Below are 13,005 nucleotides of genomic sequence, written 5' to 3'. Positions count from 1 at the left end.
CCAGTGTCGGATCGTCCCACGCTCATACGTGCACACGCGGCACGGCAGAGTGATCCTTGACACTGCGCGGATGGTGGGCGGGCAATAGCTCTACGCTCATGCCAAGCCCCCGCCACCCTTACGGGAGCCCAGCTTCCACCCGCCGAACACAACCGGGAGTCACCACAGTGACCGACGTTTCCACCGGCGTCCTGCACACCCTGTTCCACTCGGACCAGGGCGGTCACGAGCAGGTCGTGCTCTGCCAGGACCGCAGGAGCGGCCTGAAGGCCGTCATCGCCATCCACTCCACCGCGCTGGGCCCCGCCCTCGGCGGCACCCGCTTCTACCCGTACGCGAACGAGGAGGAGGCCGTCGCCGACGCCCTCAACCTCGCGCGCGGGATGTCGTACAAGAACGCCATGGCCGGGCTCGACCACGGCGGCGGCAAGGCCGTGATCATCGGTGATCCGGACCGGGACAAGACCGAGGAGCTGCTGCTCGCCTACGGGCGGTTCGTGGCCTCGCTCGGCGGCCGGTACGTGACCGCCTGCGACGTCGGCACCTATGTCGCCGACATGGACGTGGTGGCCCGCGAGTGCCGCTGGACCACCGGCCGCTCCCCGGAGCACGGCGGCGCCGGGGACTCCTCCGTCCTCACGGCCTACGGCGTCTACCAGGGCATGCGGGCCAGCGCCCAGCACCTGTGGGGTGACCCGTCGCTGCGCGGCCGCACCGTCGGCATCGCGGGCGTCGGCAAGGTCGGCCACCACCTGGTGGAGCACCTCCTGGCGGAGGGCGCCGAGGTCGTGATCACGGACGTACGGCAGGAAGCCGTGCGGCGCGTCGCCGACCGGCACCCGGCCGTGGGTGTCGCCGCCGACACCGAGGCGCTGATCCAGGTCGAGGGGCTCGACATCTACGCCCCCTGCGCGCTCGGCGGCGCCCTGAGCGACGAGTCCGTCCCGGTGCTGACCGCGAAGGTGGTGTGCGGCGCGGCCAACAACCAGCTCGCCCACCCGGGCGTCGAGAAGGACCTCGCGGACCGCGGGATCCTCTACGCGCCGGACTACGTGGTGAACGCGGGCGGGGTCATCCAGGTCGCCGACGAACTGCACGGCTTCGACTTCGAACGGTGCAAGGCGAAGGCGGCGAAGATCTTCGACACCACGCTGGCCATCTTCGCTCGTGCGAAGGAGGACGGGATCCCGCCGGCCGCGGCGGCCGACCGGATCGCCGAACAGCGGATGCACGACGCGAGAACGGCCGGCGGCCGCTGACCGAACGCCGGGTTCCCGGACACGATTTCGGTGCCCGCCGGCGGACGGTTGGAGAGAACTCTCACGTTCGTCGGCGGGTCGCTCGCCACGAAGTGGTTAAAATCGTCCTTGACCAGCGGGGACGGGGCACTCCGCGGGTCATGGAGTCAGGCGCGTGGTGCGGGCGACGTACCGTATGGGCGCGGGCTCAGGTACCGTGGAAGCCCTACGGACCGGTCTCTCCGAGGAGAGCCCGTTCCGGATCATGAACGCGTGTCAGACTCTGGGGCCGTCGAGCCCCGTCACCGAGGGGGTCGAGCCATGGGGCGCGGCCGGGCCAAGGCCAAGCAGACGAAGGTCGCCCGCCAGCTGAAGTACAACAGCGGTGGGACTGACCTGTCACGTCTGGCCAGCGAGCTGGGCGCATCGACTTCGAGCCAGCCGCCGAACGGCGAGCCGTTCGAGGACGACGACGAGGACGACGACCCGTACGCCCAGTACGCGGATCTCTATAACGATGATGACGACGAGGACGAGGACGACCAGTCCAGTCCCCAGTCGCAACATCGTCGTGGTGCTTGACGTACCACTCTCAGCAGTTCTCGTAGCAACTGCACTTCACCCGGTCCGGGGCCTCGACACCGGACCGGGTTTCGTGCTGTCGCGTTCGTTCACCGACCGGCGCGGCCGGCCGTCGGGCACCGGCCGACCGGCACCCGCCGTCAGGCGTAGTCGCCGACCAGTTCCGCACCGGTGGTGCGCTCGCCGCGCTCGGTGATCTCGCCGGCCACCCAGGCCTCGACCCCGCGGTCGGCCAGTGTGGTGAGCGCCACGTCCACGGACTCCTGCGGGACGATCGCGATCATGCCGACACCCATGTTGAGCGTCTTCTCCAGTTCGAGGCGCTCGACGTCACCGGTGCGGCCGACCAGCTCGAAGATCGGGCCCGGCGTCCAGGTGGCGCGGTCGACGATCGCGTGCAGGTGGTCGGGGATCACCCGGGCCAGGTTCGCGGCCAGACCGCCACCGGTGACGTGGCTGAAGGCGTGCACCTCAGCCGTCCGCATCAGCGCCAGGCAGTCCAGCGAGTAGATCTTGGTCGGCTCCAGGAGTTCCTCGCCGAGGGTGCGGCCCAGGTCCTCGATGTGGGCGTCGAGAGCGAGACCGGCCTGGTTCAGCAGCACGTGCCGGACCAGCGAGTACCCGTTCGAGTGAAGCCCGGAGGACGCCATCGCGATCACCGCGTCACCCGTACGGATACGATCCGCGCCGAGCAGCCGGTCGGCCTCCACCACGCCCGTACCGGCACCGGCGACGTCGAAGTCGTCGGCGCCGAGCAGGCCCGGGTGCTCGGCCGTCTCGCCGCCCACCAGGGCGCAGCCGGCCAGCACACAGCCCTCCGCGATGCCCTTGACGATCGCGGCGACCCGCTCGGGGTGGACCTTGCCGACGCAGATGTAGTCGGTCATGAACAGCGGCTCCGCGCCGCACACCACGATGTCGTCCATGACCATGGCAACGAGGTCGTGACCGATGGTGTCGTAGACGCCCAGCTGCCGGGCGATGTCCACCTTCGTGCCCACGCCGTCGGTCGCCGAGGCGAGCAGCGGGCGCTCGTAGTTCTTGAGCGCGGAGGCGTCGAAGAGGCCGGCGAAACCGCCGAGGCCGCCGAGGACCTCGGGGCGCCGCGTCTTCTTCACCCACTCCTTCATGAGCTCCACCGCGCGGTCGCCCGCCTCGATGTCGACACCGGCGGCCGCGTAGGAGGCGCCGGAGGGGGTGCCCGTCACCGGAGACGACTGGTTAGACACAGCAGACATTGCCTGGGATCTTTCGGGTTGATGACAGGGCTTACGGGCGACGGATCGCGTCGGCCGCGGCCGTGGCTGCCGGACCGGCCGCCAGCTCGGTCTCCAGGAGCTGCTTGCCGAGCAGCTCGGGATCCGGGAGCTCCATCGGGTACTCGCCGTCGAAGCAGGCGCGGCACAGGTTCGGCTTGGCGATGGTGGTCGCCTCGATCATGCCGTCGATGGAGATGTACGCCAGCGAGTCGGCGCCGAGCGAGGTGCCGATCTCCTCGATGGTCATGCCGTTGGCGATCAGCTCGGCGCGGGTGGCGAAGTCGATGCCGAAGAAGCACGGCCACTTGACCGGCGGCGAGGAGATCCGGATGTGGACCTCGGCGGCGCCCGCCTCCCGGAGCATCCGCACCAGCGCGCGCTGCGTGTTGCCGCGCACGATCGAGTCGTCGACGACGACCAGGCGCTTGCCCTTGATGACTTCCTTCAGCGGGTTCAGCTTCAGGCGGATGCCCAGCTGCCGGATGGTCTGCGAGGGCTGGATGAAGGTCCGGCCGACGTAGGCGTTCTTGACCAGGCCGTTGCCGAAGGGGATGCCCGAGGCCTCCGCGTAGCCGACGGCGGCGGGGGTGCCGGACTCCGGGGTCGCTATCACCAGGTCGGCGTCGACCGGGGCTTCCTTGGCGAGCATCCGGCCCATCTCCACACGGGAGAGGTAGACGTTCCGCCCGGCGATGTCGGTGTCGGGGCGGGCCAGGTACACGTACTCGAAGACGCAGCCCTTGGGCTTCGCGTCCGCGAAGCGGGAGGTGCGCAGGCCGTTCTCGTCGATGGCGACGAACTCGCCGGGCTCGATCTCGCGGACGAAGCTGGCGCCGCAGATGTCGAGCGCGGCGGACTCCGAGGCGACCACCCAGCCGCGCTCGAGGCGGCCGAGGACCAGCGGGCGGATGCCCTGCGGGTCACGGGCGGCGTAGAGGGTGTGCTCGTCCATGAAGACGAGGGAGAAGGCGCCCCGCACCTGCGGGAGGACCACGTGCGCGGCCTCCTCGATGGTCAGCGGCTTGCCGTTCTCGTCGACCTGGGCCGCGAGCAGCGCGGTGAGCAGGTCGGTGTCGTTGGTGGCCGCGACCCGGGTGGAGCGGCCGTTGTGGTCCTTGGGGAGTTCGGCGACCATCTCGGCGAGCTGCGCCGTGTTGACCAGGTTGCCGTTGTGGCCGAGCGCGATCGAACCGTGCGCGGTGGCACGGAACGTCGGCTGGGCGTTCTCCCACACGGAGGCACCGGTGGTCGAGTAACGGGCGTGACCGACCGCGATATGCCCCTGCAGGGAACCGAGCGAAGTCTCGTCGAAGACCTGGGAGACGAGGCCCATGTCCTTGAAGACGAGGATCTGGGAGCCGTTGCTGACCGCGATACCCGCGGACTCCTGGCCCCGATGCTGGAGGGCGTACAGCCCGAAGTACGTGAGCTTGGCGACCTCTTCACCGGGAGCCCAGACACCGAAGACGCCGCAAGCGTCCTGGGGGCCCTTCTCACCGGGGAGCAGATCGTGATTGAGGAGACCGTCACCACGTGGCACGACACCGAGTGTAGGCGAGGTCGACCACTGGTCCGAATTGGGGATTCCCGGCCGTAATGGATCTACGATCGCGACCACGGTCGTAGCTTTCTCCATTTTCGCTGGTCAGCGCGGTGGGATGATTCTCCAGACGGGCCCTGTTCGTGCGGACCGCGGTCGGCGCAACCCCCTCGTACCGTATCTCTGAGTGAGGTGTCGCACATGATTCGGGCGGCCCGGTTCACTTCCTGGACAGCTGGACCAGGTCTCCGCCGGGGGTGGTGAGGGTGAGGTTCCGGCCCTCGGTCCGCGTGGTGAGCGGGCCCGCGGCGAGGGTGCGGGCGAGGGCGCGTTCGAAGGTCATGCGGGCTTCGTCGCAGGCCATCCGGGTGGAGCGGGCGTGGCTGAGCCGGATCAGGTCGCCAGTGACCTCGGCGGTGGCGCTGAACCGGTTGCAGCCGTAGCTGCCGGCGGCCCTGCCGTCCTCGATCTTCACATGGGCGGGCGCCGGCGCGCGGTGGGTGGTGCCGTCGACGGTCACGCTGTCGACGGTCCACTCGATGCCGGTCACCGGTTGCCGGTCGCTCATGGAGCCATCCTTCCCGCCCGCGCAGGCCAGCGCGAGCGTGACGAGCACGGCGACCGCCGTCATGGCCGGGGTCCTGGGCCGCGTGCGCTGCTTGTACCCGTACATACCGATTCGACGGAACGCACGGGGTGATCGGTTCCGTCAGCCCATCAGGGGGAGGTACGCCCCGAGGTCCGCCCGCTCCCCGCTCGCGTCGACCTTCGCGTCCGCCACCGCCTCCGTCCACCCCAGCCGCCCGGTGGCCAGCCGCATCCAGGTCAGCGGGTCGGTCTCGACCACGTTCGGCGGGGTGCCCCGGGTGTGCCGGGGCCCCTCGACGCACTGCACCACGGCGTACGGCGGCACGCGCACCTCGGTGGAGCCGCCGGGCGCCTTCACGGCGAGCGCGTCGGCGAGCAGCCGGGTGCAGGCGGCCAGCGCCTGCCGGTCGTACGCCACCTGGAGCCCCGGCACGGCGGCGTCGAGGTCGTCGGTGTGGACGACCAGCTCGACGGCACGGGTGACCAGGTAGTCGTCCAGGGACATCGCGCCGGCACTGGTGGCGAGCAGCCGGGTGCCGGGGTGCTCGGCGAGCAGGGCGCGGAAGCTCGCGTCGACGTCCGTGAGGTAGGCGTCGAGGTCGGGGTGCTCGGCGGCGACCCGCCGGGTGAAGTCGGCGATGGCCGCGGAGTTGGCGGCGGTCCGGAACGGCCAGTCCAGCGGGGTCGCGTCCGCCCGCGCGGGCTCGGGCTCGGCCAGGGCCCGGTGCACGGCGGTGACCGCCATCCCGAGGTGGGCGACGAGGTCCCGCACGCTCCACTCACCGAGCCGGGTGGGGAGGGCGAGCTGCTCGGGGGTGAGGCCGCGGACGGCGTCCCGCACGTTCGAGAACTGGTCGAGGACCGCCGTACGGGTTCTGACGGGGTCGTACGTCCTGGCGCGTTTCCTGACGGTAGGCATGACGGCGAGCGTATGCCGTGGGTCTGACAGTCGGGCGCGATCACCCGCGCGAGTGATCAACGGCGAAACCGGCCCGCGCCCCGCCGGAACCGGGCGACGCTGGCCTTCGCCTGGAAGGGGGTGCAACATGACGGTTATGGCCGAGCGCACGTCTCAGATGTCGGTGGAGGAGTTCGAAACGATCGCCTCCGCCGCTCCCGAGACCGTCACGTTGGAGTTCATCGACGGACGGATCGGAGTCAAGAAGGTGACGGACGGGGACCACGACACCATCGTGTCCTGGCTGACCAAACGCTGTATTCAAGCCCGACCCGACCTGGACGTGTACCACGGTCGCGGCCTACGGGTCGCCGCGTACCGGCAGGGCAGGGCGAAGCCCGACGCCGTGCTCGCGCCCGAGGCCGGCTTCGCGGGGTACGGCGAATGGGCGGACCCGGACGGGGCGCTCATGGTCGTTGAAGTCACCTCGTACGACTCGGACACGGACCGGCGGGACCGGCATGAGAAGCCTGCGGCGTACGGCCAGGCGGACATCCCTCTTTACCTCTTGATCGACCGCGACTCCTGCACGGTCACGGTGCACACTTCGCCGGACCGGAAGGTCGGTGGCTACCGCGTCGTCCGTACCGCGAAGTTCGGTGAGAAGGTGCTCCTTCCCGAACCGATCGGCATCGAACTGGACACGGAGATCCTCAAGAACTACGTCCGCTGAGCCGGGAAGGCCCCGCCCGGAAGAGCATCCGGGCGGGGTCTTCGTGCGTTCTGCGGCCGGTTACGCCAGCAGCGCCTCGATCGTGCCCTCGTGGGCCTCGCGCAGTTCGGCCAGCGACAGCTCGAACTCGCCCTGGATCTCCACCGCGTCCCCGTCCACCACACCGATGCGGGCGACCGGCAGGCCCCGGGCGCCGCACATGTCGTTGAAGCGGACCTCCTCCGAGCGCGGCACCGCGACGACCGCGCGGCCCGCCGACTCGGAGAACAGGAAGGTGAACGCGTCGAGCCCGTCCGGTACGACCAGCCGCGCGCCCTTGCCGCCGAGCAGCGCGGACTCGACCACGGCCTGGATCAGACCGCCGTCCGACAGGTCGTGCGCGGAGTCGATCATGCCGTCGCGGGAGGCGGAGATCAGGATCTCGGCGAGCAGCCGCTCCCGCTCCAGGTCCACCTTCGGGGGCAGGCCGCCCAGGTGGTCGTGGACGACCTGGGACCAGGCCGAGCCCCCGAACTCCTCACGGGTGTCGCCGAGGAGGTAGAGCAGCTGCCCCTCCTCCTGGAAGGCGACCGGCGTGCGGCGGGCGACGTCGTCGATGACGCCGAGGACCGCGACCACCGGGGTGGGGTGGATGGCCGCCTCGCCCGTCTGGTTGTAGAGGGAGACGTTGCCGCCGGTCACCGGGGTGCCCAGCTGCTGGCAGGCGTCGGCGAGACCACGGATGGCCTCGGCGAACTGCCACATCACCGCCGGGTCCTCGGGCGAGCCGAAGTTCAGGCAGTCGGAGACGGCCAGCGGCTTGGCGCCCGTGGTCGCCACGTTCCGGTAGGCCTCGGAGAGGGCCAGCTGGGCGCCCGCGTACGGGTCCAGCTTGGCGTACCGGCCGTTGCCGTCGGTGGCGATGGCCACGCCGAGGCCGGTCTCCTCGTCGATGCGGATCATGCCCGAGTCCTCGGGCTGGGCCAGCACCGTGTTGCCCTGCACGAAGTGGTCGTACTGCGAGGTGATCCACTTCTTGGAGGCCTGGTTCGGGGAGCCGACCAGCTTGAGAACCTGGTCCTTCAGCTCCGCCGCCGTCGCGGGCCGCGGCAGCTTGTTCGCGTCGTCCGCCTGGAGCTCGTCCTGCCAGGACGGGCGGGCGTACGGGCGCTCGTAGACCGGGCCGTCGTGCGCGACCGTGCGCGGGTCGACGTCCACGATCTTCTCGCCGTGCCAGAAGATCTCCAGCCGGTCGCCGTCGGTCACCTCACCGATGACGGTGGCGATGACGTCCCACTTCTCGCAGATCTCCAGGAAGCGGGCGACCTTCGCCGGCTCGACCACCGCGCACATGCGCTCCTGCGACTCGCTCATGAGGATCTCCTCGGGCGAGAGCGTGGAGTCGCGCAGCGGTACGTCGTCCAGGGTGACGCGCATGCCGCCGGAGCCGTTGGAGGCGAGCTCGGAGGTGGCGCAGGACAGGCCGGCCGCGCCGAGGTCCTGGATGCCGACGACCAGCTTCTCCCGGAACGCCTCCAGGGTGCACTCGATGAGGAGCTTCTCCTGGAAGGGGTCGCCGACCTGGACCGCGGGGCGCTTGGAGGGCTTGGCGTCGTCGAAGGTCTCGGAGGCCAGGATCGACGCGCCGCCGATGCCGTCGCCGCCGGTCCGCGCGCCGTACAGGATGACCTGGTTGCCCGCGCCGGAGGCCTTGGCGAGGTGGATGTCCTCGTGCCGCATGACGCCGATGGCACCGGCGTTGACCAGCGGGTTGCCCTGGTAGCAGGCGTCGAAGACGACCTCGCCGCCGATGTTCGGCAGGCCCAGGCAGTTGCCGTAGCCGCCGATGCCGGCGACGACACCGGGCAGGACGCGCTTGGTGTCGGGGTGGTCGGCCGCGCCGAAGCGCAGCGGGTCGACCACGGCCACCGGCCGGGCGCCCATCGCGATGATGTCGCGGACGATGCCGCCGACGCCGGTCGCGGCGCCCTGGTAGGGCTCGACGTACGACGGGTGGTTGTGCGACTCGACCTTGAAGGTGACCGCGTAGCCCTGGCCGACGTCGACCACACCGGCGTTCTCGCCGATGCCGACGAGCAGCGCGTCGGACTGGGGGGCCTTCTCGCCGAACTGGCGGAGGTGGACCTTGGAGGACTTGTACGAGCAGTGCTCGGACCACATGACCGAGTACATGGCGAGCTCGGCGCCGGTCGGGCGGCGGCCGAGGATCTCCACCACCCGCTCGTACTCGTCCTTCTTCAGACCGAGTTCGGCCCAGGGCAGCTCGACGTCGGGGGTCGCGGCCGCGTGCTCGACCGTGTCCAGAGGCGTCCGGCTCATGCGCCCACCAGCTTCTTGAGGATCGAGGTGAAGAACGGGAGACCGTCGGTGCGGCCGGAGCCGATGAGCGGCTCGACGGCGTGCTCCGGGTGCGGCATCAGGCCGACGACGTTCCCGGCCTCGTTGGTGATGCCGGCGATGTCGCGCAGCGAGCCGTTCGGGTTGAAGTCGACGTACCGGAACGCGACCCGGCCCTCCGCCTCCAGCTTGTCGAGCGTGTACTCGTCGGCGACGTACCGGCCGTCCATGTTCTTCAGCGGGATGTGGATCTCCTGGCCCGCGGAGTAGTCCGTCGTCCAGGCCGTGTCCGCGTTCTCCACCCGCAGCTTCTGGTCGCGGCAGATGAAGTGCAGGTGGTCGTTGCCGAGCATCCCGCCCGGGAGCAGGTGGGCCTCGGTGAGGATCTGGAAGCCGTTGCAGATGCCGAGGACCGGGAGGCCGGCCTTCGCCTGCTCGATGACGGTCTCCATCACCGGCGAGAAGCGGGAGATGGCGCCCGCGCGCAGATAGTCGCCGTAGGAGAAACCACCGGGAAGGACCACCGCGTCGACCTGGTGGAGGTCCTTGTCCTTGTGCCAGAGGGCGACCGGTTCCGCACCCGCGAGCCGGATGGCGCGCTGGGTGTCGCGGTCGTCGAGGCTGCCCGGGAAAGTGACGACGCCAATACGAGCGGTCACTTCGCCGCCTCCGCGACTTCCTCCACCTTGACGGTGAAGTCCTCGATCACGGTGTTGGCGAGGAAGGATTCCGCAAGATCGTGGATGCGGGCGAGCGCGGCCTCGTCGACCGGCCCGTCCACTTCCAGTTCGAATCGCTTTCCCTGACGTACGTCGGAGATGCCGTCGAAACCCAGGCGCGGCAGCGCACGCTGGACCGCCTGGCCCTGGGGGTCGAGGATCTCCGGCTTGAGCATGACGTCGACTACGACGCGTGCCACTGGCACTCCCGGTGTTGGTGCTGAGCTGGTGCCTTCAGACTACCCGGTCCCAATTTCTACGCGGGTAGAGTTGTAGGAAACTACGTGAGCCGCGTCACGATCGGGTGACGGTGGAGGATCCACACGAAAAGTTCTGGGAAAGTTCCCCGTGTTCGCCCGCACCGTCTATTGCGCGCGGGACACGCGGCGGATTTAGTCGAGCTTCACTTTGTATTGCCAGGCACTGTACAAATGAATTGGCAATAGCCGATACTCGGCATGTCATCGCCGCATCACCGTTGAGCTGTGATGAGCTGGATAGACGTGCCACACGAAGGGACCGATATTCGTGGCGCAGAAGGTCGTGGTCACTCTCTTTGACGACATCGACGGCTCGGAAGCGGCGGAAACGATCGCCTTCGGACTCGACGGCAAGTCGTACGAGATCGATCTGAATCAAGCCAACGCCGAGAAACTGCGGACCGCCCTGGAGCCGTTCGTGGTCGCCGGCCGCAAGCGGTCGAAGTCGGGCAAGGCGTACAAGCAGACGGAGGTCGCCCCCGACCCGGCGGCCGTCCGCGCCTGGGCGCAGGCGAACAAGATGGACGTCCCGGCGCGCGGACGCATTCCGAAGAAGGTCTACGAGGCGTTCAGCGCCGCCCAGTGACAGGGCGGCCGGCTGCCCCCAGGGTGCGTCAGCCGCCCCTGGGGACAGCCGACTTGCGCTACCCCCCTGCTGATCAGCTAATGTCTGGAGCACGCCGAGGGGCGAGGCCGAAAGGCCGAAGCCCACGGAGTACATGCGGGTGTAGTTCAGTAGCAGAACATCCCCCTTCCAGGGGGAAGGCGCAGTGTGCAATTCCTGTCACCCGCTCTGCACCGCCGGTCCTGAGCAGCTTGTGGATCAGGTAGGCTGGTGCTCGCACCGATCGGTGGGAGCCGGTCGGGAGCAGTGCGGACGTAGCTCAGTTGGTAGAGCGCAACCTTGCCAAGGTTGAGGTCGCGAGTTCGAGCCTCGTCGTCCGCTCCAGGCTCCACGAGAAACCCCAGTCGTCGACTGGGGTTTTTTCGTGCCCTCGGCCGCTTTCGGCTGCCGCTGACATTTGTCATGCCGACTGATGACACCACGCACTGCTTCCGCGCCCCGACCGCCGGGACGCTTGAGCCATGGAACACAGCGAACACGAACACGTGATTGAGGTCACAGATCTCCGACGTGTCTACGGGGGCGGGTTCGAGGCGGTCCGCGGAATCGACTTCTCCGTGGCCCGCGGTGAGATCTACGCACTGCTGGGCACCAACGGCGCCGGAAAGACCTCCACGGTCGAACTCCTGGAAGGTCTCGTGCCACCGGACGGCGGCCGGGTGCGGGTCCTGGGCCACGACCCCTACCGCGAGCGGGCCGCCGTACGTCCGCGCACCGGCGTCATGCTCCAGGAGGGCGGCTTCCCCGCCGAACTGACCGTCGGCGAGACGGTACGGATGTGGGCCGGCTGTACGACCGGAGCCCGGCCGCCGGCCGAGGTGCTCGGCCTGGTCGGGCTCGGCGGCAGGACGGACGTGCGTGTCAAGCAGCTCTCCGGCGGCGAGCGGCGCCGTCTCGACCTCGCGCTGGCCCTGCTCGGCCGGCCCGAGGTGCTGTTCCTGGACGAGCCGACCACCGGCCTCGACGCCGAGGGACGCCGGGACACCTGGGAGTTGGTCCGCGCACTGCGCGACACCGGCACGACCGTGCTGCTCACCACGCACTACCTGGAGGAGGCCGAGGACCTCGCCGACCGGCTCGCGATCCTGCACGCGGGGCGCATCGCGGTGACCGGGACCCCGGCGGAGGTGACCGCCGCGCAGCCCGCCCGGATCTCCTTCCGGCTGCCCACCGGCTACTTCCTGGGCGACCTGCCACCGCTCGGCCCGCTGGGGGTGAGCGGACACGAGCTGGACGGGGACGTAGTACGCCTGCGGACACCGGAGTTGCAGCGCACCGCCACCGGACTGCTGTCCTGGGCCGAGAGGTCACGGGTGGAACTGCACTCCCTCGACATGCGCTCGGCCTCCCTGGAGGAGGCTTTCCTGGGCATCGCACGGGAGACGGGGGCGGCGGCATGAGCTTCCCGGACGAGTCGACGGCCACGCCGGACCGGGCCGGGTTCAGCCGGTCCACCGGATCCGGGAGCCGGTCACGGCGGCGGGTCAGGGCGTTGGCACGGGCGGAGTTCGCGCTGCTCGCGCGGAACCGGAGCGCCGTGGTCACCGCGCTGCTGGTGCCCCTCGCGCTGCCGCTCACCGCGCGGCCCGCGATCGACCGGGGCGATCTCAAGGGGAACCTCGGCGCCGTGATGCTCACCGCCGCCATCGGCTTCTCCTTCCTCTTCGCCGTGTACACCTCCCTGGTGAGCGCGTACGTGGCCCGCCGCGAGGAACTCGTCCTCAAGCGGCTGCGCACGGGGGAGCCGACCGACCTGGAGATCCTCGGCGGCACCGCGCTGCCCGCCGTCTGCCTCGGCCTGGCGCAGGCGCTGGTCCTGGCCGCCGGCTGCACGGTCCTGCTCGACGCGGGTGCGCCGAAGGCGCCGTACCTCACCGTGCTGGGACTGCTCACCGGCCTGTCGCTCAGTGCCGCGCTCGCCGCACTGACCTCGGCCGTCACCCGCACCACCGAGAGCGCCCAGGTCACCGCGCTGCCGCTGGTCTTCGTCTCGATGCTGGGCTCGGGCATCGTCCTGCCCACCGACCTCCTGCCCGACCCGGTCACCGCGGTCTCCGAGTTCCTCCCGCTCTCCCCGGCCGTCCGGCTGGTCCGGGCCGGCTGGACCGGCGAACTGACCGCGTACGACGCCTTCGGCACCGTGCTCGTCGCGCTGGCCTGGACGGTGGTGGCGGTGTTTGCTGTACGGCGGTGGTTCCGCTGGGAACCTCGGCGCTGACGGAGGAC

Annotated in this window: 13 protein-coding genes and 2 tRNA genes; 8 read left to right on the top strand and 7 right to left on the bottom strand. The window is 69.9% G+C overall.

Annotation, left to right across the window (positions count from 1 at the left end; genetic code table 11):
* Nucleotides 1–167 precede the first annotated feature (167 nt).
* Nucleotides 168–1,259: a Leu/Phe/Val dehydrogenase gene (locus ACZ3KP_RS19030; RefSeq protein ID WP_467500888.1), complete on the top strand. Its 1,092-nt coding sequence runs from the start codon at nt 168–170 to the stop codon at nt 1,257–1,259.
* Nucleotides 1,260–1,559: 300 nt separating this feature from the next.
* Nucleotides 1,560–1,820, top strand: coding sequence for a DUF3073 domain-containing protein (locus tag ACZ3KP_RS19025; RefSeq protein WP_132888208.1), 261 nt, complete (start codon nt 1,560–1,562; stop codon nt 1,818–1,820).
* A gap of 140 nt (nt 1,821–1,960) precedes the next feature.
* Here the strand turns inward: ACZ3KP_RS19025 and purM are convergent, their stop codons facing one another.
* From purM to ACZ3KP_RS19005, 4 genes are all read right to left on the bottom strand, one after another.
* Entirely contained in the window at nt 1,961–3,058 is a 1,098-nt protein-coding gene (gene purM, locus ACZ3KP_RS19020) for a phosphoribosylformylglycinamidine cyclo-ligase (protein ID WP_467500886.1), read from the bottom strand.
* Nucleotides 3,059–3,089: 31 nt separating this feature from the next.
* Complete coding sequence (purF, locus tag ACZ3KP_RS19015; RefSeq protein WP_132888210.1) at nt 3,090–4,619, bottom strand: amidophosphoribosyltransferase; 1,530 nt, start codon at nt 4,617–4,619, stop codon at nt 3,090–3,092.
* 220 nt (nt 4,620–4,839) lie between these two features.
* Nucleotides 4,840–5,250 (bottom strand): META domain-containing protein, encoded by a 411-nt coding sequence (locus ACZ3KP_RS19010; protein WP_467500883.1) that lies wholly within the window; start codon nt 5,248–5,250, stop codon nt 4,840–4,842.
* 78 nt (nt 5,251–5,328) lie between these two features.
* Nucleotides 5,329–6,126, bottom strand: coding sequence for a maleylpyruvate isomerase family mycothiol-dependent enzyme (locus ACZ3KP_RS19005; protein WP_467500881.1), 798 nt, complete (start codon nt 6,124–6,126; stop codon nt 5,329–5,331).
* Between the two features lie 127 nt (nt 6,127–6,253).
* On the opposite strand from ACZ3KP_RS19005, the gene ACZ3KP_RS19000 reads away from it, so the two are divergent.
* On the top strand, nt 6,254–6,838 hold the full coding sequence (locus ACZ3KP_RS19000; RefSeq protein ID WP_467500879.1) for a Uma2 family endonuclease: 585 nt from the start codon (nt 6,254–6,256) through the stop codon (nt 6,836–6,838).
* Between the two features lie 60 nt (nt 6,839–6,898).
* On the opposite strand, the gene purL is transcribed toward ACZ3KP_RS19000, so the two are convergent.
* Genes purL through purS form a run of 3 tightly spaced genes read right to left on the bottom strand, consistent with a single transcriptional unit; the run spans nt 6,899 to nt 10,094 of the window.
* The gene (gene purL / locus ACZ3KP_RS18995; RefSeq protein WP_467500877.1) at nt 6,899–9,157 is read right to left on the bottom strand and encodes a phosphoribosylformylglycinamidine synthase subunit PurL; all 2,259 of its coding nucleotides are present in this window, start codon (nt 9,155–9,157) and stop codon (nt 6,899–6,901) included.
* The gene (gene purQ / locus ACZ3KP_RS18990; RefSeq protein ID WP_358971277.1) at nt 9,154–9,834 is read right to left on the bottom strand and encodes a phosphoribosylformylglycinamidine synthase subunit PurQ; all 681 of its coding nucleotides are present in this window, start codon (nt 9,832–9,834) and stop codon (nt 9,154–9,156) included. Before purQ ends, purL begins: the two co-directional genes overlap by 4 nt.
* Nucleotides 9,831–10,094: a phosphoribosylformylglycinamidine synthase subunit PurS gene (purS, locus tag ACZ3KP_RS18985; protein WP_007383088.1), complete on the bottom strand. Its 264-nt coding sequence runs from the start codon at nt 10,092–10,094 to the stop codon at nt 9,831–9,833. Before purS ends, purQ begins: the two co-directional genes overlap by 4 nt.
* Nucleotides 10,095–10,422: 328 nt before the next feature.
* On the opposite strand from purS, the gene ACZ3KP_RS18980 reads away from it, so the two are divergent.
* From ACZ3KP_RS18980 to ACZ3KP_RS18960, 5 genes are all read left to right on the top strand, one after another.
* On the top strand, nt 10,423–10,740 hold the full coding sequence (locus ACZ3KP_RS18980) for a histone-like nucleoid-structuring protein Lsr2 (RefSeq protein ID WP_132888214.1): 318 nt from the start codon (nt 10,423–10,425) through the stop codon (nt 10,738–10,740).
* A gap of 135 nt (nt 10,741–10,875) precedes the next feature.
* Nucleotides 10,876–10,947: transfer RNA gene (locus tag ACZ3KP_RS18975), tRNA-Gly, on the top strand.
* Nucleotides 10,948–11,027: 80 nt separating this feature from the next.
* Nucleotides 11,028–11,103, top strand: a tRNA-Gly gene (locus ACZ3KP_RS18970).
* Between the two features lie 137 nt (nt 11,104–11,240).
* Nucleotides 11,241–12,179, top strand: a complete 939-nt coding sequence (locus tag ACZ3KP_RS18965) for an ABC transporter ATP-binding protein (RefSeq protein ID WP_467500874.1) — start codon at nt 11,241–11,243, stop codon at nt 12,177–12,179.
* Nucleotides 12,176–12,997 (top strand): ABC transporter permease, encoded by an 822-nt coding sequence (locus tag ACZ3KP_RS18960; RefSeq protein ID WP_467500872.1) that lies wholly within the window; start codon nt 12,176–12,178, stop codon nt 12,995–12,997. The genes ACZ3KP_RS18965 and ACZ3KP_RS18960 overlap by 4 nt, the downstream gene beginning before the upstream one ends.
* Nucleotides 12,998–13,005 lie beyond the last annotated feature (8 nt).

Source organism: Streptomyces sp. NPDC020958, from assembly GCF_055562175.1.
Note: the sequence above shows the minus strand (reverse complement) of the source record. Positions and strands in the feature narration are given on the sequence as shown.

Bases quoted from the DNA above. Each gene is read 5' to 3' on its own strand.
- purL (WP_467500877.1), bottom strand. From the start codon at position 9,157: ATGAGCCGGACGCCTCTGGACACGGTCGAGCACGCGGCCGCGACCCCC.
- ACZ3KP_RS19025 (WP_132888208.1), top strand. From the start codon at position 1,560: ATGGGGCGCGGCCGGGCCAAGGCCAAGCAGACGAAGGTCGCCCGCCAG.
- ACZ3KP_RS18960 (WP_467500872.1), top strand. From the start codon at position 12,176: ATGAGCTTCCCGGACGAGTCGACGGCCACGCCGGACCGGGCCGGGTTC.
- ACZ3KP_RS19000 (WP_467500879.1), top strand. From the start codon at position 6,254: ATGACGGTTATGGCCGAGCGCACGTCTCAGATGTCGGTGGAGGAGTTC.
- ACZ3KP_RS19005 (WP_467500881.1), bottom strand. From the start codon at position 6,126: ATGCCTACCGTCAGGAAACGCGCCAGGACGTACGACCCCGTCAGAACC.
- ACZ3KP_RS18965 (WP_467500874.1), top strand. From the start codon at position 11,241: ATGGAACACAGCGAACACGAACACGTGATTGAGGTCACAGATCTCCGA.
- purM (WP_467500886.1), bottom strand. From the start codon at position 3,058: ATGTCTGCTGTGTCTAACCAGTCGTCTCCGGTGACGGGCACCCCCTCC.
- ACZ3KP_RS19010 (WP_467500883.1), bottom strand. From the start codon at position 5,250: ATGACGGCGGTCGCCGTGCTCGTCACGCTCGCGCTGGCCTGCGCGGGC.